We start from the raw sequence: 21,956 nt of genomic DNA, 5'->3' as shown, positions 1-21,956 counted from the left end.
GATGATCTACGACGATATCACCGAGTTTGCCGCGGCACTGCCGCCGATGCGGGCCATTGCCGGGCTGGATCTGGGAACCAAGACGATCGGCGTCGCGGTCTCGGACGGAATGCGCAGCGTGGCGACCCCTTTGGAAACGGTGAAACGGCGCAAATTCGGTCTGGATGCGGAGGCCGTGCTGGCACTGTTTGCAGCGCGTGACATCTCGGGATGTGTGCTGGGCTTGCCGCGCAATATGGACGGGTCGGAAGGGCCACGGTGCCAGTCGACCCGCGCCTTCGCGCGCAATTTTGTCGCGCTCTGGAACCGGCCGATCACCTTTTGGGATGAACGCCTCTCCACGGTGGCGGCAGAGCGTGCGCTGCTTGAGGCGGATACGTCCCGAAAACGTCGCGCCGAAGTGATCGACCATGTTGCCGCGTCCTATATCCTTCAAGGCGCATTGGACAGATTGCGCTATATCGGAGCCGGATCGTGACAGACGACAAACAGGAGAAGGACGGCGTCTGGAAACGGGACGAGGTGGAAAGCCCGTGTGTCAGCATCTGCGTGATCCAGCCCGAAAGCCGCTTGTGCGTCGGCTGTCTGCGCACCATCGACGAGATCGGCGCATGGTCGCGGATGACACCCGAGGCGCGCCGCGCCGTGATGGCGGAACTGCCCGAGCGAGAAGGCACATTGACCAAACGTCGCGGCGGACGCGCGGCGCGGCTCAAACAGCGGGCAAGCGGCGGGCGGTCGTGATCAGCGGCTTTAAAGCGCAAGCCTGATGATCCTTGTGCTCTACCTCAGCCCCTTTTTTGCGGGCGCGCGCACGCCGTTAGGGTCGCCGCCGAAAATCGGCAAACGCCCCGCCGGATAGTCGGCGGAGCGCATATATCACAACCTTTGCAAAAGCCTGTAGCGGATCGTCAGTCCAGCTCGAGCACACAGGTGCAGAACTGCCGGGCCTTCCAATGCGCCTTGTCACTCACCGGCACGTTGTAGTGAATCTGGTATTTGTCATCCACGGTGACACAGCAGGCCGTGACCTCGGTCACGCCCTTTGGCACGGATTTACAAAAGTTGCGGCCCAGATAATACATGTCGGGCTGCACATCGGCAGTGAACATCGCTGTGGTCTTGCCGTGCTCGTCCGTCACGCACTTGACCATCGGCGTGCAGGCTGTCTGCTTGGGCTTCGGCGTGGCCAGCGGTTTGCGCATCTCTCGTGGCTCGTCCGGCTCGTCGGGCCTTTCCGGGGTCGTCGGCTTTTCGGGTTTTTCGAACGACGGCTTTTCATAGGTCGGCTCGTCAGGTGGCACATCACGCGCAAGCGCCGGAGCCGCAATCAGAGCGAAAATCAGCAAGGCAAGTCTCATAACATTTCCCTCATGGGACCGCATCTCGCGCGGCACTCTTCTTTATAAAGTTGGCGCGCACCTTCAAAGACCCCGTCTTCAAAAGCGCGCACTCATGTCAAGCGATGCCACTCAGGCAGCCGCCTGCGCAATTGCCACGCTCTCGACGACAAGGATTTGATCGAGCGTCACCGGACCGGCACCTGCTCCAACGATAACAACCGTTTGACCGTTGGCCTGAACCAGAGTGTCGCCAGTGTCTTCATCGGTTTCAAGGCTGATGGATGTATCGGCCGACATGCCCACCGGCACGGACACGATCACCACCTCGTCCTCGGCCAGATCGAACACAACAGGCGCGTTGGATGGATCAACCCAGGTTCCGGTATAGAAGATGTCGCTGCCACCCTCGCCATAGGCCATGTCACCAGACCCCATGTGGATCTCGTCATTGCCCTCGCCGCCAATCAGCGTGTCGGGATCGAGCATGTCCTGCGCTTCGATCGTGTCGTCGGTGTCGCCATCCCAGATGCCGAATAACTGATCGTCGCCCGCGTCACCGTCCATCACGTCCGAACCCGCACCGCCCACAAGGGAATCGTCGCCGTCACCGCCAGCAAGACTGTCATCGCCATCATTGCCGAACAGTGTGTCATTGCCGGCACCCGCAGTCAGGGTGTCATCCCCCAAACCGCCGACCAGCTGGTCTTCGCCGTCGTGACCGTCGATCACGTCGTTGCCGTCGTCACCGAACAGCGAGTCGTTGCCGTGGCTGCCCGACACGATGTCGTCACCGCTTCCGCCCGCGACGAGGTCGTCGCCGCGATTGCCGTTGAGCGTGTCATTGCCTTCGCTGCCGAAGACCTGATCGTTGCCGTCACCGCCCAGAACGCTGTCATCGCCGCCCTGGCCGTCAAGAATGTCGTCACCAGCGCCGCCGCTGATCGTATCGTCGCCGGCTGCGCCCACGATGGTGTCCGCACCGTCGCCGCCCGTGATGCTGTCCGGCCCGTCAGTGCCAAACACCACGTCTTCGGAGGTCACGGGACCATCGCCACCGTCAGCGCCGCCGTCAGAGCCACCACCTTCGGAGCCGTCTTCGCCGTCCGATCCGTCGCCGCCATCACCGCCACCGGACCCACCACCGCTATCGGACTCGTCGTCGTCATCGCCGGAATCGGCGAACACACTGGCGGAGACACCCAAGAGCATCAGGGCTATAATTGCTGCAATTTCCATGGCACGATCATCCCAAGACTACCGAATAGCCTTCAAACTACCCGTCGAGGGCGGCGCTTTCATAAGGAAATCGTTAATTTCAACGATATTGTCCGGGAATACCGAACAGTCGTTTTCCGGCAGGCCTCATTGTTGCGACCCTGGTCCGGGATTGTGGCGGTGCCCTATTTTTGCCGCAACAGAATCGGCGGCAATCGCCTCTCCAGACGAGGCCCTACACCGTTGCATCGACGGATGCTCCACCGTTCAACATCAACTAAAACGATCCCGACCCGCGATGTAAAGTGCAATTGCGCCGGCCATCCGTCGCCAGGATCAGCCAGCCACCCCGTCGGGCTGCTGCATCCGATCAAGCGCCTCGTCCAGAAGGTCCCCCCCCACACCCGGCTTGTTGGCCTGTTCCGAGAGCACACGTCGCCACGTCCGCGCACCGGGTTGGCCGGCAAACAGGCCCAACATGTGGCGCGTGATCTGATGCAATTTTCCACCGGCTGCGATATGCGCCTCGATATAGGGACGCATGGCGCACAACACGGCTTCGCGCGTTTGATTGACATCCCGAGCACCGAAAATGCGGCTGTCCACCTGCGCCAGAACATCCCAGGGCCGGTGATACGCCGCCCGCCCGATCATGGCTCCGGTCATCCCCTGAGCGATCAGCGCTTCGGCCTGCGCCAGCGTTTCGATGCCTCCGTTGACCGACATGGGAAGATCGGGGAACTGCTCTGCCATGCGCAGCACCAGATCGTAATCCAGCGGCGGCACATCGCGGTTTTCCTTGGGTGACAAGCCCTGCAACCAGGCCTTGCGGGCATGAATAATCAGGTAGTCGCAACCGGCATCGCGCACGCGCGAAATGAAGTCGGGCAGAACGTCCTCGGGCGTCTGGTCATCTACACCGATCCGGCACTTGACCGTCACCGGCACATCCACGCTCTCTTTCATCGCCGCCACGCATTCGGCCACCACGCCGGGAGATTTCATCAGGATGGCACCGAACGTGCCCGACTGAACCCGGTCGGACGGACACCCGACATTGAGATTGATCTCACCGTACCCCGCGTCAGCCCCCATCCGCGCGGCCTGTGCCAACTCGTCCGGATCAGACCCGCCAAGCTGCAACGCGACCGGATGCTCCGCACCATCGAACTCAAGCAAATGCACCGCCCCCCCACGCACCAACGCCGGCGCCGTCACCATCTCGGTATAAAGCAGCGCCTGACGGCTGATTTGGCGATGGAAAAACCGACAGTGCCGATCGGTCCAGTCCATCATGGGGGCGACGGACAATCTAGAGTTTTGAAATATTTGCATTTTTCCTGTTCGTTCAAACTCTTGCGGAGCAACGTCGCTGGGCAGGAACACGCCCCGCTATCCCCGATTTCGACGACTCAGCGCACATGATTTGAGCACTATAAGCAAGCTTCCCTCCGGTGGATACCGAGTCCGGAACAGACGCGCGGAGCAAGGGCGAGACAAACCATAGCGGGCTCCTGACATGGGCTCAATTCTGCCCAAACGGCCACTCCGCGCGGATGGTTGAACCGCTCGTCACGAAAATTGCCGGCGCGCGCAGATGCGTCAGGACACGGCCCAGGCCGTCTCCCAGGGGCCAGGTTGCGCGACCGCATCGCCTTCGAACGTGACGCCGGCGTCAACGACGCGGACGTCAGACGCAACTTCAGACGACGGCACCGCCCAGTTGAGCCCGTCCGTGTTGCCCCTGAAGTGCAGACCAACAACGTTGCCCGACACAAGATCGACCACCGGGGACCCCGAATTGCCGGTGAGTGTCGAACTGTCATGTCCAAGCACTCGCCCGGTCTTGCCTTCGAACGTCTTGGTTTCGACCGCGTCGATAAAGCCGGGCGAAATGTGCTTGCTGTCAAATTCGCTGATAATCTCACGCTGGATGTCGACGTTTTCGTCCGGGTTTTTCGAAGGATACCCGACCACGGCGATGCGTGTATCAAGAGCTGCGTCCGCATCCACGACGGACAGGGACAGAGGCTGAACGCCATCCGGCACATCGTCGATCCGAAGCAGGGCGAGATCGAACCACGGGTGCAACATGACGATCTCGATCACGTTTCTTGTGGAAGACGGATCACTGTCCCAACGGTCCTTTTCGCGACAGAAATTGATTCTTGCCGAGTAACCGAACTTGAGGAAATTCCCAATTCCGCGCACCGGCATGGAAAAGATATCCGCCACATGCCGGTTTGTCATGATCAGGTCGTCAGCAACGAGAAATCCGCTTCCATATGATTTGAACTCGGCTCCGGAACTGTATTCGATGCGCCCTGTGGCCTTGCACACCGCTTCAAGCACGCCCTGCGCCGCCGCCTCGTTCAAGGCCAGCCAGAGGGGATGGTCGGTCTGCTCGGGCCTGTTGTTCACCACCGGAATAGCCGGCCTCAACGCGGGCGAAATTATTGAAAACAACACGGTTTGTTCGGTCTCGTCGAGCGGATCACCGGCGCGAACACGCTCGACAATCTTGTTGATCCGGGTGACGTCGAGTCGGCTTTCCCGCAGCATCTTGCGCGAAACGAGCGCGTTCATCGGCCGATCGGAGAGTTTTCGGAGAATGCGTTTTTCGAAGGAAAATTTGCGCTCCGGCATCGTGACCTCCTTGGTGATGATAGAATGAATCTTTGACGCAAAAGCGTCTTCGCGTTAAGATTGCAGGGTAGCACGGACATCAAAAAAAATACATCGAGCAGTTTCAAAATGTGCGCCCAATTTCGGCGTTCATCACCTTGGCGCTCGGAGGTTATTTTATGTTCCGACACTCGCTTGCAGTATTCTTTGCTTTCATTTTTCTTCATATTTCGGCGGCAGTTGCAGTGGCCGCCGAGACCGAAACTCCCTCGCAGCTCGACTGCATTCCCTTGCATGAACAGTTTGCCGATCTGAACCTGGAACGGACGGTTTGCGCGGACGTCGTCGCGCTGGATCAGGTGCTGGTCTACAACCGTTTCGGGTCGTTCAATCCGTACGGCATGATCTATGCGCTCAGGCGCGATGTGGTGTCGATGGACACCGAGCCAGAACTCTACACAGCTGACGCTTGCGACGCCCTTCTGGGGACAGAGGGAGGGAGTGAAATTCTGGAGCCGGGCAAGGTTCGCCTGAAAGATTGCAAGCGACCCCGGCCGCTCACGCTGCGCGCCAATGTCGGCGATCTTCTGCACGTCCGTCTGGACAACCTCCTGCGTGAGGACGCACCCGGAATTTCCAAAACGTTTTGCCGCATTGAGCCGACGGACAAAGGCACTCTGCTGAACACTCTTCGCAGCTGGGTCGCTCGGGGCGACTCTGACCGGGTCGCGCATGGCGAGGCGCTTTGCGAGGAAACCACCGGCGGCGATAAAGAGGATGCCGGTGAGCAGACTGACGAGAGTGCCGACGAGGGCGGCGACTGGCCCCGCACAAGGGGTGTCAACTTTGCGATCCAGGGTTTGCGGGCGGTAACCCCCGAGGGCGGCATCGCAGATGATCGCTGCGTCGGCTTGCGACCAGTGACGCACGGTGACCCCGTCGATTGCTATTACGCCGTATTGCGCGAAGGCCCCTACTTTCTCGCGTCCACCGCTGCACCGGCGGGCGGAGAAGGCGACGGAGGGTCGCTGACCCACGGGCTTTTCGGCGCGGTGGTGGCCGAACCGACGGGAACGCAATGGTACCGCAGCCAAGTCACCAAAGCCGCTTTCGACACCGTATGGAACGTCAGCCGGTTGGACGATGGCCGACTGGAAGGCGTGGCGGACGCGGGCGAGATGGCCCCTTACGAAGCGCTGGATCCGGACACCGGAATTCCGATCCTCAACATGCTTCGCGACCATCAGGGCGGTGCGTACGAAATTGTTCACAGCGATCTGAACGCGATCATTCACCGTGCCCCCGGATACGGCGGCGACTCTGGTGAAGAGGGCATCGTTTACCGTGAATTTTCGGTATTTTTCCACGACGAATTGAAATCCTTTGTGACCCGCAACTACGAGGAGCTTGGCCTGTTCGCCGAAGGGCAGTTGGCCGGGGTCAAGGACGGTTTCGCAATCAACTACGGGGCCAGCGGCATGGGCGCGATGGTCGTTGCCAACCGCAAAGGCATCGGCCCTGCGGCGGATTGCGTCGAGTGCCTCTATGAGGAGTTCTTTCTGACGTCATGGGCCAACGGAGATCCGGCGCTTCTCGAACAGTTCAGCGACGATCCGTCGAATGTCCATCACTCCTACCTGAACGATCCGGTCGTCTTTCGGAACTTCCATGCCGGACCGAAGGAAACGCACGTCTTTCACCTGCACGCGCACCAGTGGTTCGGCGGCAATGATACGAACCGCGGTGCCTATCTCGATTCCCAGACGGTCGCGCCGCAACAGGGGTTTTCTTATCGCATTTATGGCGGCGGGATGGAGATTTACCGGCGTGGCCAGGAGGGTGAAGCCGGATGGTATGACACGCTCGGGTCGGGCAACCGCAACAGGACGGTGGGCGACTCGATCTTTCATTGTCACCTCTATCCGCATTTCGCCCAAGGCATGTGGGAGTTGTGGCGCACGCATGACACGCTGGAGGACGGCAGCCGCAAGTTGCCCGATGGCCAGTGGGAACCGTCGCTGGCGCTTGCCGAGATGACGGAAGAAGTGCGCAATCTGAGCCGGCCGGGTTCGGTCGATCCGATAACCGGTGCATGGAACGCTCCGGCAACCGATGCGGACGGCGACCCCGCCGGACGCCAGCTTGGCACTCCGATCCCGGCTGTCGTCCCCCTGCCCGGTCAGGCGTGGCCGGTGTTGCCGACCTATGGCGAGCCGGACGCGCCGGGCGATGGGCAGACGGTCGATGCGATGCCGGGCTATCCCTTCTACATCGCCGGTCGTCCCGGCCATCGCCCGCCCCAGCCACCGATGGACCTGGCCCGCGACACGGACGCTGGCGACGAATTCCTCGACGGAGGGCTTCCGCGGCATGTGGTTGCGTCCGGTGAACGCAAGTTCCCGTTCGAGATTCCCGATCTTTCCCCGCTTCCGACTGCCGAGAATATGACGGATGCACAAAACGGCGGTATTAAAACGTTGCGCGAGGTTCGCCAAGAGCAAGTCGTCGCCAAGGCGCTGGCGCTGGGGGACATGTCGATGAAGATCGACACGATGAGCCTCGATCTTCTGGACTATGACGGCACGCCGCTTGAGCGGGCCGCGATGGCGTTTCATCATGACGGCACCGGTCTGACACTGAAGGCCGCAGATGGATCACCGTCGATCTATGACGCGGTGCTTGGCGGCTACACATCGCCGGGCGGCATCTATGCCGTGAACGGCGCACCCGGCAAACCCGGCGCGCCCTTCGCCGACCCGTGCGGCGCACCGGACATGTTCGGCAATGTCACGGAGGCGGAAAACTCCTACACCCATCAAGGCCGGACCGTCTTTTTCGTTGACGGAGATGTTGACCTGTCCAGCACGGTGATCGCCGAAGCAGATCGACAGGAAGCGACCGCGCTGGAGGTGACGCATTGGGTCAGGCGGCTGAACCCGGACGCCAAGCCAGAGGACCGTCCGAAACTTTACACCGTCGACGCCGATGGCGTGCAGATCGAAATAACCGGTCCGATCCAGATCTCGGAAGCCGATCCACTGGTCGCGGGAACGAGCCTTGCCGGTGTCTTTACCGCCGATCCCGCAGTCGTCGGTTACCGGCGCTATGAAGCGTCGGCGGTGCAGCTCGATCTGGTGACGAACCGCGCCGGATGGCACGACCCTCAGGCGCGTATCAACGTGCTTACCAAGAATTCAGGTGGTTACAAGGACAACGGGCCTGCCAGCGCTGGCCGGATTTCACCGAAGATCAGCGCCAGCGAAGAGCCGTTTTTCTTCCGCGCCACATCGGGTGAATGTATCGAGTTCCGGCACACCAACGAGTTGCCGAAAGAGCTCGAGCTTGATGATTTTCAGGTCAAGACGCCAACCGACACCATCGGCCAGCACATTCATCTGGTGAAGTTCGACGTGACCTCGTCTGACGGTTCCGGCAACGGGTTCAACTACGAGGACGGCACCTTCGCGCCCGACGAGATCGCGCTGCGTATCTGCGCGGCCAAGAATGGCGGCATGAGCACCAACCCCGAGCGCCCGCCATCCGCGTTGGAACTGCGCGAGGTCGATGGGTTGTGCGTCGAGACAGACGGCGTGTGGCACGTATCGGATAGCTACAAGGACATCTGGCGCAAGGAGCTCCAAGCCGCCGAGAACCGCAAGCTGTTTCAGACCACGGTGCAACGCTGGTTCGCCGATCCGATCCTGAGCGCCACGCGCGCCGATGGCGATGGTGACGACGGCGGTTTGTCGGATCGAACGTTGAAGACTGTGTTCAGCCACGACCATTTCGGCCCCTCCTCGATCCAGCAACACGGCTTCTACACCGCGCTGGTGATCGAGCCTCAGCGCTCGCAGACCTGCCCGGCGGACAGCAGCGGAACAGGCGACGGATGTACCGTTCAGCGCAATGACCGCGCTCTGGTTGTTGCCGACGAGCGCGACGTCGGCGCGCGCAAGGTGATCTTCGACGAAGATGTCACCGACAGGTACAACGCCTCGTTGATCGACCCGGCGGTGGCAGCCTCGCTGAACGGCAGCGCCAGCATCGAGGACCGGACGTACCGCGAATTCGCGCTTGCCGTCGCCGATTTTGCGCTTCTTTACGACCCGCGCGACCAACTCGCGATGACCGATTTCGACGCGGCGCTGACCGATGGCGAAACCGGCCACAGCTTCAAGGGTATCGGCACACTGGTCTGTGAGGCGACGTACCAATCCGACGCCCAGAAACTCGCGGACATTTGCGGGTCGGCGATCGAGATGGACGAGACAGTCCCAAGCGCGAGTTTCGCGCCTGCGGGCAACGCACCTCCGGCCTGGATCGCGATGGGACGGCCCGGCGATCTTGCCGAACATGACACCAGCCCCGGAGCGGAAATCACCGCGGCCGAGCGGGACGGATTACGCGACCATATGGTTGCCTACCGGCAAAAGGCGGCAGGACATGTTCCCGGTGACACCGCGCCGCTTGCCAAACCCGTCGTCGCGCCGCAACGCCCCGAGAGTATTTCGGTCGATCATCACGACCCCTATCTGGTGAATTACCGTGGAGAGCCGATCCCGCTGCGGATCGGTGACAGCGGCGAGGGCGACGATTGCGCTCTGAAGGCACCCGAGGATTGGGTGTCGGATCTGGAGGCCGGCGTGACGGAGACCTGTACGGTGCGCAAGCAGCGCACCGGGGCGGCTGGCGATATGGCCAACGTTTTTCTGTCACAAGTGCATGGCGAACCGGCAACACCGGTGTTCGAGAGCCTCTCTGGCGACAAGATCCAGTTCCGCCTGATACAGGGTGCGCAGGAAGTGCAGCACACCTTCACGCTCGAAGGCTACACATGGCCGCGTCACATCGACCAGTCATTCCCGGCGGGCGGCCAGGTCATTGACGACATCACGCCATCCGGCACACTGACCCACGCCTGCGCGCGTCTGGACGAAGCACGGAGCGGACGCCCGGATCAGTATTCCACGTGGCTACGTCTGGGACCGGACGCCTTTGCGGATGCCGCCAACAGGGACTACTGGAATGCATACGAAGTGTTTCTTGCCCAGTGCTTTAACGCAACGGGCCGCATTCCCGCACAGGAAGTGGGCATCTCCGAGCATTTCGAGTTCCAGAGCGTCTTTCGGCAGGAAGCAGGCGGTCTTGAGGCGGTCTCCATCGCGGATCGTGATGACCTCAGAGAGCAGCCATCGGACACGCTGTTTCACTTCGGGTCGGTCGATTCGTTGTGGAATGGCGCTTGGGGGTTGTTGAGGATTCACAAGAAAGCCCCCGAATCCGGCATCTCGGCGCTCGCGGGCGGGCGCGAAGCTGTCGTCGGCCCAGACGCCTTTCCACCGACACAGGTGTTTGGCTGCGCAACCGACGCCCCGCGCATCTATGCCGCCGCCGTCGCCATCGAAGCCAGCACGGTCTTTGGCCAGCTTGCCGAGGCCGGCGACTGGGGCACGCCCTACGGTCCGGGCCACTATGATCGCAACGGCCTGTTCCTGGCTTTGGTTGATCCCCGAAGGTTACTCGCGCCAGATGCGCCCGAGAGCGTAACGCCGACGGACCTGACCAACACCGCGCTTTGGCAAGACATAAAGCTGTCGACCATCAGGGACGCGATCACCGACACCTACGCGCGACCCGAACCGTTTGTCCTGCCGGTGAATGCCGGTGAATGCGTCAAACTGGCCGTCCTGAACGCGCTGCGCGACACCGGCGAAGGCGACCCGAGCGGGCTTTGGGATGATCTCGGCGATGCGCGTATGCCGCCGATCGTTCCCTTGAACGTTGAACCGGTCTGGGAGCAAACGGGCGGCCACGGCAATCAACCGAAGATTTTTGATCAGACGGAGACCGTGAACATCCGTCCCTCCTCCCGTCTGGCGCTGAGCTTTCCGCTGCCGGTGCTCAACCATCGTCAGAACGTGGCCATGCCCTTCGGCGGCAACGGAACCTGGGCACTTGCGGGGATACCGTTCGCAGGAGACCCCGAACTGTCGCTCTGCGCGACCGAGGGAAGCGGCGGTGCACCGGGGGCGTGTTTTGACGCTCCACACGAACCCCGCAAGAGCCAGATCGAACTTTTGACATTCTATGCCGGTCGCGCCTCGGCCCCGAAGGATCTGGATTTCGATCCGCTCGGCAAGGTATCCGGGGCATTCGGGCCCGCCCTTGAATCAGCGGATGCCGACTGGACACAGATCAGGCTGGCGGCCGAAGCCGCAGGTTTTGTGGCCTTCGGTCAAATCTCGCTGAGCGAACAGCCAGACGCGGTGTTCAGCGTTGCCGGGCGTCCGGTGGACATCGGTGTGATTGTGAACGCGACACCTCCGCAACAGGTGATGCGCAACGTCCTGCCGGTTGATCGGCACCCGGCGCTTCAAGCCCTGCTAGACGGCCTGACCGAAACCGCGCAGGCCGAGATCGGGGAGGCCGTTCATTTCATTCCCTACGCCTATGGCGCTTTGCCGATCAAATCCATGGGCGACATCGTGGGGCACGTCGCGCACGGTCTTTTCGGTTCCATAAACGTCATGCCGCAAAGCGCGGCACTTTTGGGCGGGCAAACGAAAACGGAAATTGCTCCGGATCACTTCATTGTCACGCCCAGCGCGTCGGATCCCGTCTGGACAAGCAAGATCGAGACGACGCTTGGCGGTGCCTCACACCCGATCCGCCAGTTCACCCTGTTCTGGCAGGACGGGCTGAACCTGCGCGACAGTGACACCCAGGACCAATTCAACGGCTTCCTGCCCCCCGGCGATACCATCGCGACCTTGCCGGATCTGGTCGCTGAATGCGAGGTCTGCGACGACAGCTACGATCTCGGGGATCAGGGTGTGAACTATCGCAGCGCAAGCTTTGCGCGGGAGTTGCGCGGCCAGAACGGAAATGGCGATACGGTCGAGCGTCACTACAATCTGAACGCGCTGGATTTCGCAGACGGGGTGTTCCGCGCGAGCGCCGCGACACCGGTCCTTCGCGCCGAGGCCGGAGAGGAGGTCGTGATCCATCTCGTCCACCCCGGCGGACGGGCACGGCAGCGGGCCTTCGTGACCGTCGCGCAGGATTATGATGACCTGTTCCCCGGTTTCGGCTTTCCACATTCCGCGCTGCTTGCGCCGGGGAAATCGACCACGGCATCGGTAACGGAAACCATGCGTGAGGGCTGTTACGTGTGGTTCGATGGCCCGCTGCATCTTCGCTCCGGCGGGACATGGGGGCTGCTTGACGTGGTGCCGGCAGGAAGTATCGGGGACGCCGATGTGTCTCATTGCGAATAACAAGCTGCTGACTGTCGGTGTTGTTGTCGTCCTTGCCTTGCAGCTATTGTTCCCCGAGGGGCTCAAGGCGCAGGAGGCGCGGGCAAGCCTTGCCGCCGAGCTCTCGTTCTTTGACCACGCAACGCGCCGAAGCATACGCCCCGCTGACGGCAAGCCGATCGGGCTGCGCGTCGAACTGACCGATGTGACAACCGGGCGCGCGCCCCGCGGCCTGACACTGGCGGGATGGGTTCGGACAAGATCACCGCGCAACACCGGCTGCGAAGCGGCAGCGCAGGCGTTCCGGGTGACAGCGCAACCGGCACTCGGCTCGGTGGATTTGAATGGCATCCTTGCCGTCACATTGAACGAGGATGCCAGCGTGGGTGTCATCGATCCCAAGCTGAACCTCCAATCCTCCAACATGATCGCCGCTGCAAAGCTTGACACGTTTCCGTCAGCCATGACCGTCGATCCCAGAAGCTTTCGCGCCTTTTTCGTGACAGAGGGCGAAAGCGGCATAACCTCCCTCTCGCTTTTGACCGGCAAGACAACGCGGCATTTCGAGACCGGATCGGACCTGGCCACCATTCTCGGCAGCGAAAACGGTGGCCTTTGGGTCGGACGGGCGGACGGTCAGATATTTCCATTCGACAGCCCGAACGCCCTTCGCCGCGTCGGTGAGGGCGCCATTTCCTTGCGCATGTCGGCAGAACCCGAAAGCGCGCTGATGGCCGCATTCGCGTCGGCGGGCGGTCTGCTCATCTTTGACGGGGCGACGGGCAGTCCCATCCTCGCCCTGCCCAAAGCGGAAGCGGTTGTCGATCTTGCCGTATTGGCGGACGGAGCGGTAATCACACTGCCCATCGGCGCAGATAGTGCGCATGTCATCTACCCGGACGCTCCGGGCAATCCGGTCGAAATACCGCTCGGGTTCAGCGCGCAGCGTATCGTTGCCAGCCCAAGCGGTCGCCATGCCATCGCCTATACACCCGGCCAAGCCGCGGCCGTCGTGATCGACGTGGCGCGGGCCGAAGTGGTTCAGCCTCTGGAATTGACCAGAAGCGTGCTGAGCGAGGTCACCTTTACCGATGCCGCGGCGTATCTTCTGAGCCTCGATGGCGGGTTTGTCGGATTGATCGACCTGCGCTCGGTGGCGATCGGGAAACCGGCGCAGATCCTCAGGGTCGATCTTGCCAGAAAATCCAGCAGGCCGCTTGAAAATGGCGGCCTGCTCGTTCCTCTCTGGCCGTCGCCACAGGTCATTGCGGTGTCGCCAGAAGCCCAGACCGGCTGGCTCTTGCACGACGATCACGCGGTCGGGGACATGCCGCCGATGAACTCGATACGTCTGCGCGGCGGTGTTCCCGCGCGTGTCGCCGTCGTCGACCGGAGCTTCCGGGAGGTCGAACCGGGCGTCTTCGAGACGGTCGCGCTGGTTCAGGGTGGTGATCATGAACTGGTGCTGACGACGGGTATCGGCGGTTTGTCCGTGTGCCTTGGGTTCGCGGTACGCGGCGCATCCGATCAGCCCGGCATCGAGGTGATCTCTCTCAGTCTTGATCGGACCGAAGGCAGGATCGCCGCCGGTAAGGAGATCGACATCTCGGCGGTCTTTCGCGACAGCGCGGGCAGCATCATCCCTGTGCAACGCGCCGAATTCCAGATGTCCAGTCTTGCCTCGTCCTGGTCCGACAGAACAATCGCCCGCAGCGCGCCGGACGGCTCGCTCAGGGTGCGTGTCCGCTTTCCCCATCCCGGTCCGTTCGCGCTCCAGCCCGTCGCCCTGCCGGAGAACCTTTACCTGCAAAGCCCGGTCCTGCTTGAGGTGTCACGATGATCTTTAAAACCGCAACTTTCGCCGCACTTGCAGTCGCCCTGATGACGCTCGGCGGTTTCGGGCTGATGGCGGTCAACAACACAGGGCCGGAAAATTTCAGCGAGACAATGATCGACCTGCCCGATGCCGAAATGCAGGACGCGTCGTCCAACACGTTCCGTCTGCGGGGCGACATCGAACAGGATGCGCTGGTCGTGATCAACTTCAGCTACACGACGTGCAATTCGATCTGTCCCTTGGGCAATCAGATACTCCAGTTTGTCGATGTCCGCCGGGCCGAGGTGACGCGCCCGGTCCACCTGCTCACCATCACCATCGACCCCGCAAGCGACACGCCGGAAAAGATGCGCAGCGCAGCCGACGCATTCGACGCCAGCCGGAACTGGCATTGGCTGACCGCCTCGCCGGCGGTCATCTCGGACATCCTGACGGCAGCGGACGCGAATGTGACGGATATCGAGTTTCACGATCCGATCTTCCTTGTCGGTGAGATCAGTTCGGGCCGGTATTTCCGCTCCCTTTCGATGCCGAGCGCCGATGAATTGATCGCGATGCTTGGCCATTTCGATACATGAAACGCCTCTGGGCGGCGGTGCTCGTCAGTCTATGGTCGGGTCCGGTCACGGCCGATACAGATCAGGCCGGACGCGCCGTTTTCGAGGGTCTGCCAAACGCGTCAGGTCATGTCCTGATAGGAAGCGACACGGTCCCGACGTCGCGCTTTCCCTGCCGGTCCTGCCACGGTCGCGATGGGCAAGGCGGCACAGAGGGTGACGCCCCGGCGATCGACTGGACCTCACTGGCGCAACCGGTGGCGACGCGGCCCGGCTACGACGCCACATCCTTTGCGCGCCTGCTTGCAACGGGAAAAACGCCCTCCGGACAAGACGTCAGCCGCCTGATGCCGCGCTACGCGCTCGACGAACCCACCGTGCAATCCCTGATCGCGCATCTGTCGGCACTGACGGCAGAGCAGACAGCGGGGATTCACCCGGACAGGATCGTCTTCGGCGTTCCCCTTGCCAATCACGATGCGGGGCGTGGCGACCTCCTGATCCGGGCTCTCGAAACGGCCCTTGCAGAGGCGATGCCGGCAAACGGTCTGCATGGAAGACGGATTGCGATACGCGCGCTGCAAGGGGACGCCGCGTCGATACTTGAACAGGCAAAGACCGAGACCATCGCCGTCATGTCCCCGCCGCCGTCAAGTGGCCTTGACCGTTCGCTTTTCACAAACGCCGGCGTCCCGGTCATCTTTCCGATAGATGCGGTCTCCATGACCGACGATCCGGCGCTGGTTCAGAGTTTTTACGCCTCGCGCGAACGGGTGCTCGACCTCCTCCTTGCAAAGGCCGTCGCAGACGGGTGCGACCGGATCGCCGTGGCAGCAACACCCAAGGAGGAAGAGGCGGAAATCCGGTCCCGTCACACCTCACAGGACATGTCCGACAGGATATCATCAGAAGGATCCGCAGACTGCGTTCTGATCTCGGGAAAACTCGTCGCGCCCGATGTTCCTGCCTCCGTCGAAAGGCTCTACGTCGCATCCGGTGATCTAGGCGACCTTCATACCAGTCTCAGCAGTTTTCGCGGAACCATCATCGTCGGTCGTCACGAGGCCGCTGCGTTGACACTGGCCGCAGCCAGGCAGATCGGATCGCTAGACGCGCACGCCATGGTGATCTCTGCCACCCTTCACGACGCTCTTGCAAATGCCGGACGCGACCTGACACGCGCCAGCTTGATCTCGGAGATCGCCTCCATGTCCAAGCCGGATCTGGGACTGGCGTTTTCAAGCACCACCCCTGCCGCGTCGGGCAACGTCGTCTTTCAAGTGTTTGAAACCGGACAGAAAATCCCACCATAGCCGTGGCGGAATTTCATGACCAATGGCGGTTCCGATCATCCGCGCGAGAGGCTCGCGCGGCACCGATCCAGCAGAAAATCTATGAACAGGCGCACCTTGTTGTCCTGCAACCGCCGGTGCGGGTAAAGACAACCGAACATCGCAGGCTCCGGCGGCGTTTCGGGCAGGATTTCGACCAAAGCCCCGGATTTCAGATGTGTCGCGACATCGAATTTCGGTTTGTTGATGATCCCGCGACCGGCAAGGGCCCAGCCTGTCAACACATCGCCATCATCGGAATCGTAACTTCCGGACACATCCATGCGCTTGGGGCCTTCGGCGGTGATCAACGTCCAGAACCATTCCGGCGACCTGGGATAGCGCAACAGCAGGCAATTGTGTCGCGCAAGGTCACTCGGCACTTGCGGAACGCCGCGTTTTTCAAGGTAGCTTGGCGCGGCGCACAAGATACGCGGTGTGTCGAGGATCTTGCGCAGCTTGAGGTTTGAATCCGGTGGCTTGCCGATGAACAGCGCCACATCCAACCCGTCTTCCAGCAAGTCGACCTTGCGATCCGACAGCCGCAACCGCACCGAGACCTCTGGATACCGGTCAACGAATTCGGGGATGATTGGCGCGACCAACCGCTTTCCGACACCCAGCGGCGCGGTCACGTGGACGGTCCCGTGCGGGTTCTGCGAAAAATCGGAGATCGCGGCTTCGGCGTCTTCCAGCGATTGCACCACGAGCCGGGCGTGGTCATAGAACGCGCGGCCCACCTCGGTCGGGGACAGCTTGCGCGTGGTGCGGTTGAACAGGCGTACATCAAGGCGACGCTCCAGTTCCTTGATGCGGTTGCTGGCGACGGCAGGCGTCAGCCGCAAATCACGCCCACCGGCGGTGATGCTGCCAAGTTCAACCACCCGGACAAACACCTTGAGGCTTTCGAGATAGGGCATTCGGCCATCCGATTATCAACGATTCGTTGAAATAGCATACGCGACTGCGCTGTTTTTCGACTGCCCATTCTTCGTCATAAACAGGCGACCGCCGCTTTTCCCGGCGCGGTGAGGGAGAGAGACATGACAGCCAGATCCGAAATCCGCTTCGTCTTGAACGATCGTGACATCACACTGACCGATGTCGGCGCCAGCGACACGTTGCTCGATTTCCTGCGCATCGACCGCCGGCTGATGGGCACGAAAGAGGGCTGCGCCGAAGGCGATTGCGGGGCCTGCACGGTTCTTGTCGGGCGCCTGCAAGACGGCGTATTGCGCTATGAACCGGTGAACGCCTGCATCCGGCTGACCGCGTCGCTCGACGCCTGTCATGTCGTGTCGATCGAGTACCTCTCCGGCACAGACGGCAAGCTGCATCCTGTCCAACAGGCGATGGTCGATCACCACGGCAGCCAGTGCGGATTTTGCACTCCGGGCATTGTCATGTCGCTCTACGCGCTCTGGATGAAAAACCCCGACCCCACCGAAACCGAGATCGAAACCGCGCTTCAGGGCAATCTGTGCCGATGCACCGGCTATGAGCCCATCATCAAGGCGGCCAAGGCGGCCGTCACACTTGGCAGCCCGGCGAACGATGCGCTGACGCTTGAACGCGACGCGATGACGGCGCGTCTGGCTGAACTGAAGGATGGCCGCCGGGTTGACGTCTCGAAAGGTGCCAGCCGCTGCATCCTTCCGGCGTCCGTCGACGATCTGGCAGAGGTTCTGCTGGACACACCCGATGCGACACTCGTTGCCGGCGCCACGGATGTCGGCCTGTGGGTCACGAAATTCCTGCGCGACATCTCACCGGTCGTGTTCTTGAATCACCTTGACGAATTGCGCCAGTTGACCGTGACCGAAGACACCATCCGGATCGGCGCGTGCGTCAGCTACACCGACAGCCGCGCCGCGATGGCCGCGGATTATCCGCAACTCGGCGCGTTCTGGGATCGTATCGCGGGATGGCAGATCCGCAGCATGGGAACGATCGGCGGCAACATCGCCAACGGCTCGCCCATTGGCGACACACCGCCCGTTCTCATTGCACTGGGTGCCGAAATCACCCTGCGCAAAGGCGCCGCCCGGCGCACCATGCCGATCGAGGCGTTCTTTATCGACTACGGCAAGCAGGATTTGGCGACAGGCGAGTTTCTCGAAAGCATCACCGTGCCGCGCCCGGCCAGCACGTCCCTCTATGGTGCCTACAAAATATCCAAACGCCGGGATGAAGATATCTCGTCGGTCTGCGCGGCGTTCAACATCAGTGTCGAGCATGGCCGCATCACCAACGCGCGCATCGCGTTCGGTGGCATGGCGGCGACTCCGAAACGGGCGGCCCACGCCGAAGCCGCGCTGGTCGGCTCTGACTGGAGCGAAGCGAGCCTCTTGAAGGCGGCCAACGCTCTGGGCGACGATTTCAGCCCGCTGACAGACTGGCGGGCATCCTCGGAATACCGCCTGCAAGTCTCCAGGAACCTCTTCCGCAGGTTCTGGCTCGAGCAGCAAGACGGCGACGCACCCGTGCGGTTGACCGCGTAATGGAGGACCATGAGATGAGCGAAGATCAAACAATCGCCGCGCCGCTTGAGACAAACAAGCGCAAGGACCCGCCCGTCGCCCAACAGCTGATGCGCGCCGATCAGGAGCGTGACACGATCAAGGGCGGCGTCAATACCGACCTGCGCCACGACAGCGCCATCAAACACGTCACCGGCCGTGCCGAGTATTGCGATGACATCGCAGAACCCGTCGGCACGCTGCACGCCTATCTCGGTCTGTCGACCCGCGCCCATGCCCTGATCCGCGATCTGGATCTCGGTGCCGTGCGAACAGCGCCGGGTGTCGTAGGCGTGTTGACCGCCACCGATATTCCCGGTGTCAACGATGTCTCGCCCACCGGGCGCAGCGATGAACCGATCTTTGCCGAGAACAACGTCGAATTCTGGGGCCAGCCGATGTTCGCGGTGATCGCCGAAACCCGCGATGCCGCGCGCCGCGCCGCCAAACTGGCGCAGGTCACCTATGAAGACCTGCCGCACGCGCTTGACCCCGAAGCCGCGCAGGAAGCCGGCATGGGCTATGTCACGCCGCCCCTCACCCTCAAGCGCGGCGACACGACCAAGGCGATGGCGACAGCGCCCCACCGGATCAAGGGCAAGCTGCGCGTCGGCGGGCAGGATCACCTCTATCTGGAAGGCCATATCGCCTTTGCCATCCCGGGCGAGGACGAGGACGTGACAGTCCATTCCTCGACCCAGCACCCCAGCGAGGCGCAGCATATGGTTGCGCATGTACTGGGCGTTCCCTCCAACGCCGTCACGATCAACGTGCGCCGTATGGGCGGCGGGTTCGGCGGCAAGGAAACCCAGATGAACCTCTTCTGCGCGGTGGCCGCCGTTGCGGCCAAGAAATGGAACCGCGCGGTGAAAATCCGGCCCGACCGAGACGACGACATGTCGGCGACCGGCAAGCGGCATGATTTCGTGATCGACTACGAAGTCGGCTTTGACGATAACGGCGTCATACAGGCGGTAACCGGCGAATTCGCCGCGCGTTGCGGGTTTTCTTCCGATCTCTCCGGCCCGGTCACCGACCGCGCGCTGTTTCATGCGGACAACGCCTATTACTACCCCAACGTCCTGCTGAATTCGCATCCGATGAAGACCAACACCGTGTCCAACACCGCATTCCGCGGCTTTGGCGGGCCTCAGGGCGTTATCGCGGCCGAACGGATCATGGAAGAGATCGCCTATCACCGCGGCGTTGACTCTCTGGACATCCGCAAGCGCAATTTCTATGGCGACGCGGGCCGCGACGTGACCCCCTATCACCAGACGGTCGAAGACAATATCGCACCGCGCATCGTAAAGGAGCTGGAAGACAGCTCTGATTATCAAGCCCGTCGCCGCGCAGTACTCGACTGGAACGCCAGGGGCGGCACGATCCGCAAGGGCATCGCACTGACGCCGGTGAAATTCGGCATTTCCTTCACCGCGACCTGGTACAATCAGGCGGGTGCCTTGCTACACATCTACTCTGACGGGTCCATTCACCTGAACCACGGCGGAACCGAGATGGGTCAGGGTCTCAACACCAAGATCGCCCAGGTCGTCGCGGATGCGTTTCAGGTCGATGTCGACAAGATCAAGATCACCAAAACCACAACCGAAAAGGTGCCCAACACTTCGGCCACCGCAGCCTCGTCAGGCTCGGACCTCAACGGCATGGCGGCGCAGGACGCCGCGCGCCAGATCAAGGAACGCCTGGTCGATTTCGCCGCCGAGCGCTGGCAGACCGACGCCGCAAACGTCCGGTTCATCGCCAATGCCGTTGAGATCGGCACCGAAACCGTCCCCTTCGCCGACTTCATCCGCGAGGCGTATATGGCGCGCGTTCACCTGTCGGCGGCAGGCTTTTACAAGACACCGAAAATCCACTGGAACCGCGACACCGGGAAAGGCCGCCCGTTCTACTATTTCGCCTATGGCGCGGCGTGTTCAGAAGTATCCGTCGATACGCTGACCGGCGAATACCGGGTAGAGCGTACCGACATCCTGCATGATGTGGGCAAGTCGCTGAATCCGATCATCGACAAGGGTCAGGTCGAAGGTGCCTTCATTCAGGGCATGGGCTGGCTCACCACCGAAGAACTCTGGTGGGACCAGAAGGGCCAATTGCGCACCCACGCGCCCTCGACCTATAAAATCCCGCTGGCGTCGGATCGTCCGCGCGTCTTCAACGTCGAACTCGCCAAATGGTCGGAAAACCACGAACACACGATCAAGCGGTCCAAGGCCGTAGGCGAGCCGCCGTTCATGCTGGGGATTTCGGTGTTCGAGGCACTGTCACACGCAGTCGCCAGTGTGGCCGGTTACAAGACCTGTCCACGCCTTGACGCCCCTGCCACGCCGGAACGCGTCCTGATGGCAATCGAGCGTTTGCGGGGGTGATCGAATGCACCTCGCTCAATTCTTCGCCGCGCATCGGAACGTGATCCATGTCCGCCTGACCGAAGTGCGCGGCTCGTCTCCGCGCGACGCGGGGGCCGAGATGTTTGTCGCCATCGACGCGGCGTATGAAACCATCGGGGGCGGGCAGCTTGAATACATGGCCATCGACAAGGCCCGCGCCTTGCTGCGCAACGGCTCCGACACGGAGCGGATGGACGTTCCGCTCGGGCCGGAAATCGGCCAATGTTGCGGCGGCCGGGTTGTTCTGACGCTGGAGCGGATGAGCGAAACGGATCGCAACCAAGCCGTCGCCGCAGACACACGGCAACGCGCCGATTTACCGAGTGTCTTTATCCTTGGCGCCGGGCATGTTGGCCGCGCGCTTGCCGCGTTGTTCCAGCATCTGCCGGTGCGGTGCATCCTCATCGACAGCCGCGCCGAAGAACTGTCGATGTGTCATGCCGACGTTGAAAAGCGCCAGTCGGTGATGGCCGAAGCGGATATTCGCCACGCCCCTGCGCGCAGCGCCTTTATCGTGCTGACCCATGACCATGCGCTTGATTTCCTGCTAACATCGGAAGCGCTGGATCGCGGCGATGCTGCCTATGTCGGGCTGATCGGCTCTGCCACCAAGCGGACGAAATTCGCGCGGTTTCACAAGGATCATTCGTCGCGCTCGGGCAGCGCCGGCCTGACCTGTCCGATCGGAGCCTCCGCCAGCCGCAACAAGCGCCCCGAAGTGATCGCGGCACTGGTTGTGGCAGAGGTGATGACCGCGCTGACCGCACCGGCGCACAGCTTCGCGTTGGCGGAAAATTAACCAAGCACAACGCAATCCACACAACCGCCAGGAAGAGCGGCGTGGGCACCGATACCTTAA

14 protein-coding genes are annotated in these 21,956 nt (G+C 61.9%); 9 read left to right on the top strand and 5 right to left on the bottom strand.

The features are described 5' to 3' along the window. Position 1: 1 nt before the first annotated feature. Positions 2–478, top strand: coding sequence for a Holliday junction resolvase RuvX (ruvX, locus tag ACGKZZ_RS11630; RefSeq protein WP_411223737.1), 477 nt, complete (start codon positions 2–4; stop codon positions 476–478). Beyond that, complete coding sequence (locus ACGKZZ_RS11625; RefSeq protein WP_411223736.1) at positions 475–744, top strand: DUF1289 domain-containing protein; 270 nt, start codon at positions 475–477, stop codon at positions 742–744. The genes ruvX and ACGKZZ_RS11625 overlap by 4 nt, the downstream gene beginning before the upstream one ends. 167 nt (positions 745–911) lie before the next feature. Here the strand turns inward: ACGKZZ_RS11625 and ACGKZZ_RS11620 are convergent, their stop codons facing one another. The 4 genes from ACGKZZ_RS11620 to ACGKZZ_RS11605 all read right to left on the bottom strand — a co-directional run bounded on the left by ACGKZZ_RS11620 (position 912) and on the right by ACGKZZ_RS11605 (position 5,204). Further along, a complete protein-coding gene (locus ACGKZZ_RS11620; protein ID WP_411223735.1) occupies positions 912–1,361 on the bottom strand; it encodes a hypothetical protein in 450 nt (149 codons plus the stop codon). A gap of 111 nt (positions 1,362–1,472) precedes the next feature. Next, positions 1,473–2,579, bottom strand: coding sequence for a calcium-binding protein (locus ACGKZZ_RS11615; protein ID WP_411223734.1), 1,107 nt, complete (start codon positions 2,577–2,579; stop codon positions 1,473–1,475). Positions 2,580–2,894: 315 nt separating this feature from the next. Continuing rightward, positions 2,895–3,893, bottom strand: a complete 999-nt coding sequence (dusA, locus tag ACGKZZ_RS11610) for a tRNA dihydrouridine(20/20a) synthase DusA (RefSeq protein WP_411223733.1) — start codon at positions 3,891–3,893, stop codon at positions 2,895–2,897. Between the two features lie 267 nt (positions 3,894–4,160). After that, a complete protein-coding gene (locus ACGKZZ_RS11605) occupies positions 4,161–5,204 on the bottom strand; it encodes a trypsin-like serine peptidase (protein ID WP_411223732.1) in 1,044 nt (347 codons plus the stop codon). Positions 5,205–5,362: 158 nt separating this feature from the next. Here ACGKZZ_RS11605 and ACGKZZ_RS11600 point away from each other — a divergent pair, with 158 nt between their 5' ends. Genes ACGKZZ_RS11600 through ACGKZZ_RS11585 form a run of 4 tightly spaced genes read left to right on the top strand, consistent with a single transcriptional unit; the run spans position 5,363 to position 16,146 of the window. After that, positions 5,363–12,460, top strand: a complete 7,098-nt coding sequence (locus ACGKZZ_RS11600; protein WP_411223731.1) for a hypothetical protein — start codon at positions 5,363–5,365, stop codon at positions 12,458–12,460. Then, positions 12,441–14,279 (top strand): hypothetical protein, encoded by a 1,839-nt coding sequence (locus ACGKZZ_RS11595; RefSeq protein WP_411223730.1) that lies wholly within the window; start codon positions 12,441–12,443, stop codon positions 14,277–14,279. Before ACGKZZ_RS11600 ends, ACGKZZ_RS11595 begins: the two co-directional genes overlap by 20 nt. Further along, the gene (locus tag ACGKZZ_RS11590; RefSeq protein ID WP_411223729.1) at positions 14,276–14,854 is read left to right on the top strand and encodes an SCO family protein; all 579 of its coding nucleotides are present in this window, start codon (positions 14,276–14,278) and stop codon (positions 14,852–14,854) included. Before ACGKZZ_RS11595 ends, ACGKZZ_RS11590 begins: the two co-directional genes overlap by 4 nt. Continuing rightward, a complete protein-coding gene (locus ACGKZZ_RS11585; protein WP_411223728.1) occupies positions 14,851–16,146 on the top strand; it encodes a c-type cytochrome in 1,296 nt (431 codons plus the stop codon). Before ACGKZZ_RS11590 ends, ACGKZZ_RS11585 begins: the two co-directional genes overlap by 4 nt. Before the next feature lie 35 nt (positions 16,147–16,181). On the opposite strand, the gene ACGKZZ_RS11580 is transcribed toward ACGKZZ_RS11585, so the two are convergent. Continuing rightward, positions 16,182–17,084: a LysR family transcriptional regulator gene (locus ACGKZZ_RS11580; RefSeq protein WP_411223727.1), complete on the bottom strand. Its 903-nt coding sequence runs from the start codon at positions 17,082–17,084 to the stop codon at positions 16,182–16,184. A 123-nt stretch (positions 17,085–17,207) separates the two neighbouring features. Here ACGKZZ_RS11580 and xdhA point away from each other — a divergent pair, with 123 nt between their 5' ends. The 3 genes from xdhA (at position 17,208) to xdhC (ending at position 21,896) form a co-directional block, all read left to right on the top strand. Next, positions 17,208–18,665: a xanthine dehydrogenase small subunit gene (gene xdhA, locus ACGKZZ_RS11575; protein WP_411223726.1), complete on the top strand. Its 1,458-nt coding sequence runs from the start codon at positions 17,208–17,210 to the stop codon at positions 18,663–18,665. Positions 18,666–18,754: 89 nt separating this feature from the next. Then, on the top strand, positions 18,755–21,076 hold the full coding sequence (gene xdhB, locus ACGKZZ_RS11570) for a xanthine dehydrogenase molybdopterin binding subunit (RefSeq protein WP_411223932.1): 2,322 nt from the start codon (positions 18,755–18,757) through the stop codon (positions 21,074–21,076). Positions 21,077–21,080: 4 nt separating this feature from the next. After that, a complete protein-coding gene (gene xdhC, locus ACGKZZ_RS11565) occupies positions 21,081–21,896 on the top strand; it encodes a xanthine dehydrogenase accessory protein XdhC (RefSeq protein WP_411223725.1) in 816 nt (271 codons plus the stop codon). Positions 21,897–21,956: the final 60 nt, after the last annotated feature.

The sequence above is a fragment of the Marivita sp. S2033 genome (genome assembly GCF_046592965.1).
In the GTDB taxonomy this organism is placed as follows: Bacteria; Pseudomonadota; Alphaproteobacteria; order Rhodobacterales; family Rhodobacteraceae; genus Marivita.
This window is presented reverse-complemented; position numbering and strand designations above follow the sequence as displayed.

What these genes read in the sequence shown, in the direction of transcription:
- ACGKZZ_RS11595 (WP_411223730.1), top strand. Translation starts at nt 12,441, where the DNA reads ATGTGTCTCATTGCGAATAACAAGCTGCTGACTGTCGGTGTTGTTGTC.
- ruvX (WP_411223737.1), top strand. Translation starts at nt 2, where the DNA reads ATGATCTACGACGATATCACCGAGTTTGCCGCGGCACTGCCGCCGATG.
- ACGKZZ_RS11620 (WP_411223735.1), bottom strand. Translation starts at nt 1,361, where the DNA reads ATGAGACTTGCCTTGCTGATTTTCGCTCTGATTGCGGCTCCGGCGCTT.
- ACGKZZ_RS11585 (WP_411223728.1), top strand. Translation starts at nt 14,851, where the DNA reads ATGAAACGCCTCTGGGCGGCGGTGCTCGTCAGTCTATGGTCGGGTCCG.
- ACGKZZ_RS11605 (WP_411223732.1), bottom strand. Translation starts at nt 5,204, where the DNA reads ATGCCGGAGCGCAAATTTTCCTTCGAAAAACGCATTCTCCGAAAACTC.
- ACGKZZ_RS11615 (WP_411223734.1), bottom strand. Translation starts at nt 2,579, where the DNA reads ATGGAAATTGCAGCAATTATAGCCCTGATGCTCTTGGGTGTCTCCGCC.
- ACGKZZ_RS11590 (WP_411223729.1), top strand. Translation starts at nt 14,276, where the DNA reads ATGATCTTTAAAACCGCAACTTTCGCCGCACTTGCAGTCGCCCTGATG.
- dusA (WP_411223733.1), bottom strand. Translation starts at nt 3,893, where the DNA reads ATGCAAATATTTCAAAACTCTAGATTGTCCGTCGCCCCCATGATGGAC.
- xdhA (WP_411223726.1), top strand. Translation starts at nt 17,208, where the DNA reads ATGACAGCCAGATCCGAAATCCGCTTCGTCTTGAACGATCGTGACATC.
- ACGKZZ_RS11580 (WP_411223727.1), bottom strand. Translation starts at nt 17,084, where the DNA reads ATGCCCTATCTCGAAAGCCTCAAGGTGTTTGTCCGGGTGGTTGAACTT.
- xdhB (WP_411223932.1), top strand. Translation starts at nt 18,755, where the DNA reads ATGCGCGCCGATCAGGAGCGTGACACGATCAAGGGCGGCGTCAATACC.
- xdhC (WP_411223725.1), top strand. Translation starts at nt 21,081, where the DNA reads ATGCACCTCGCTCAATTCTTCGCCGCGCATCGGAACGTGATCCATGTC.
- ACGKZZ_RS11600 (WP_411223731.1), top strand. Translation starts at nt 5,363, where the DNA reads ATGTTCCGACACTCGCTTGCAGTATTCTTTGCTTTCATTTTTCTTCAT.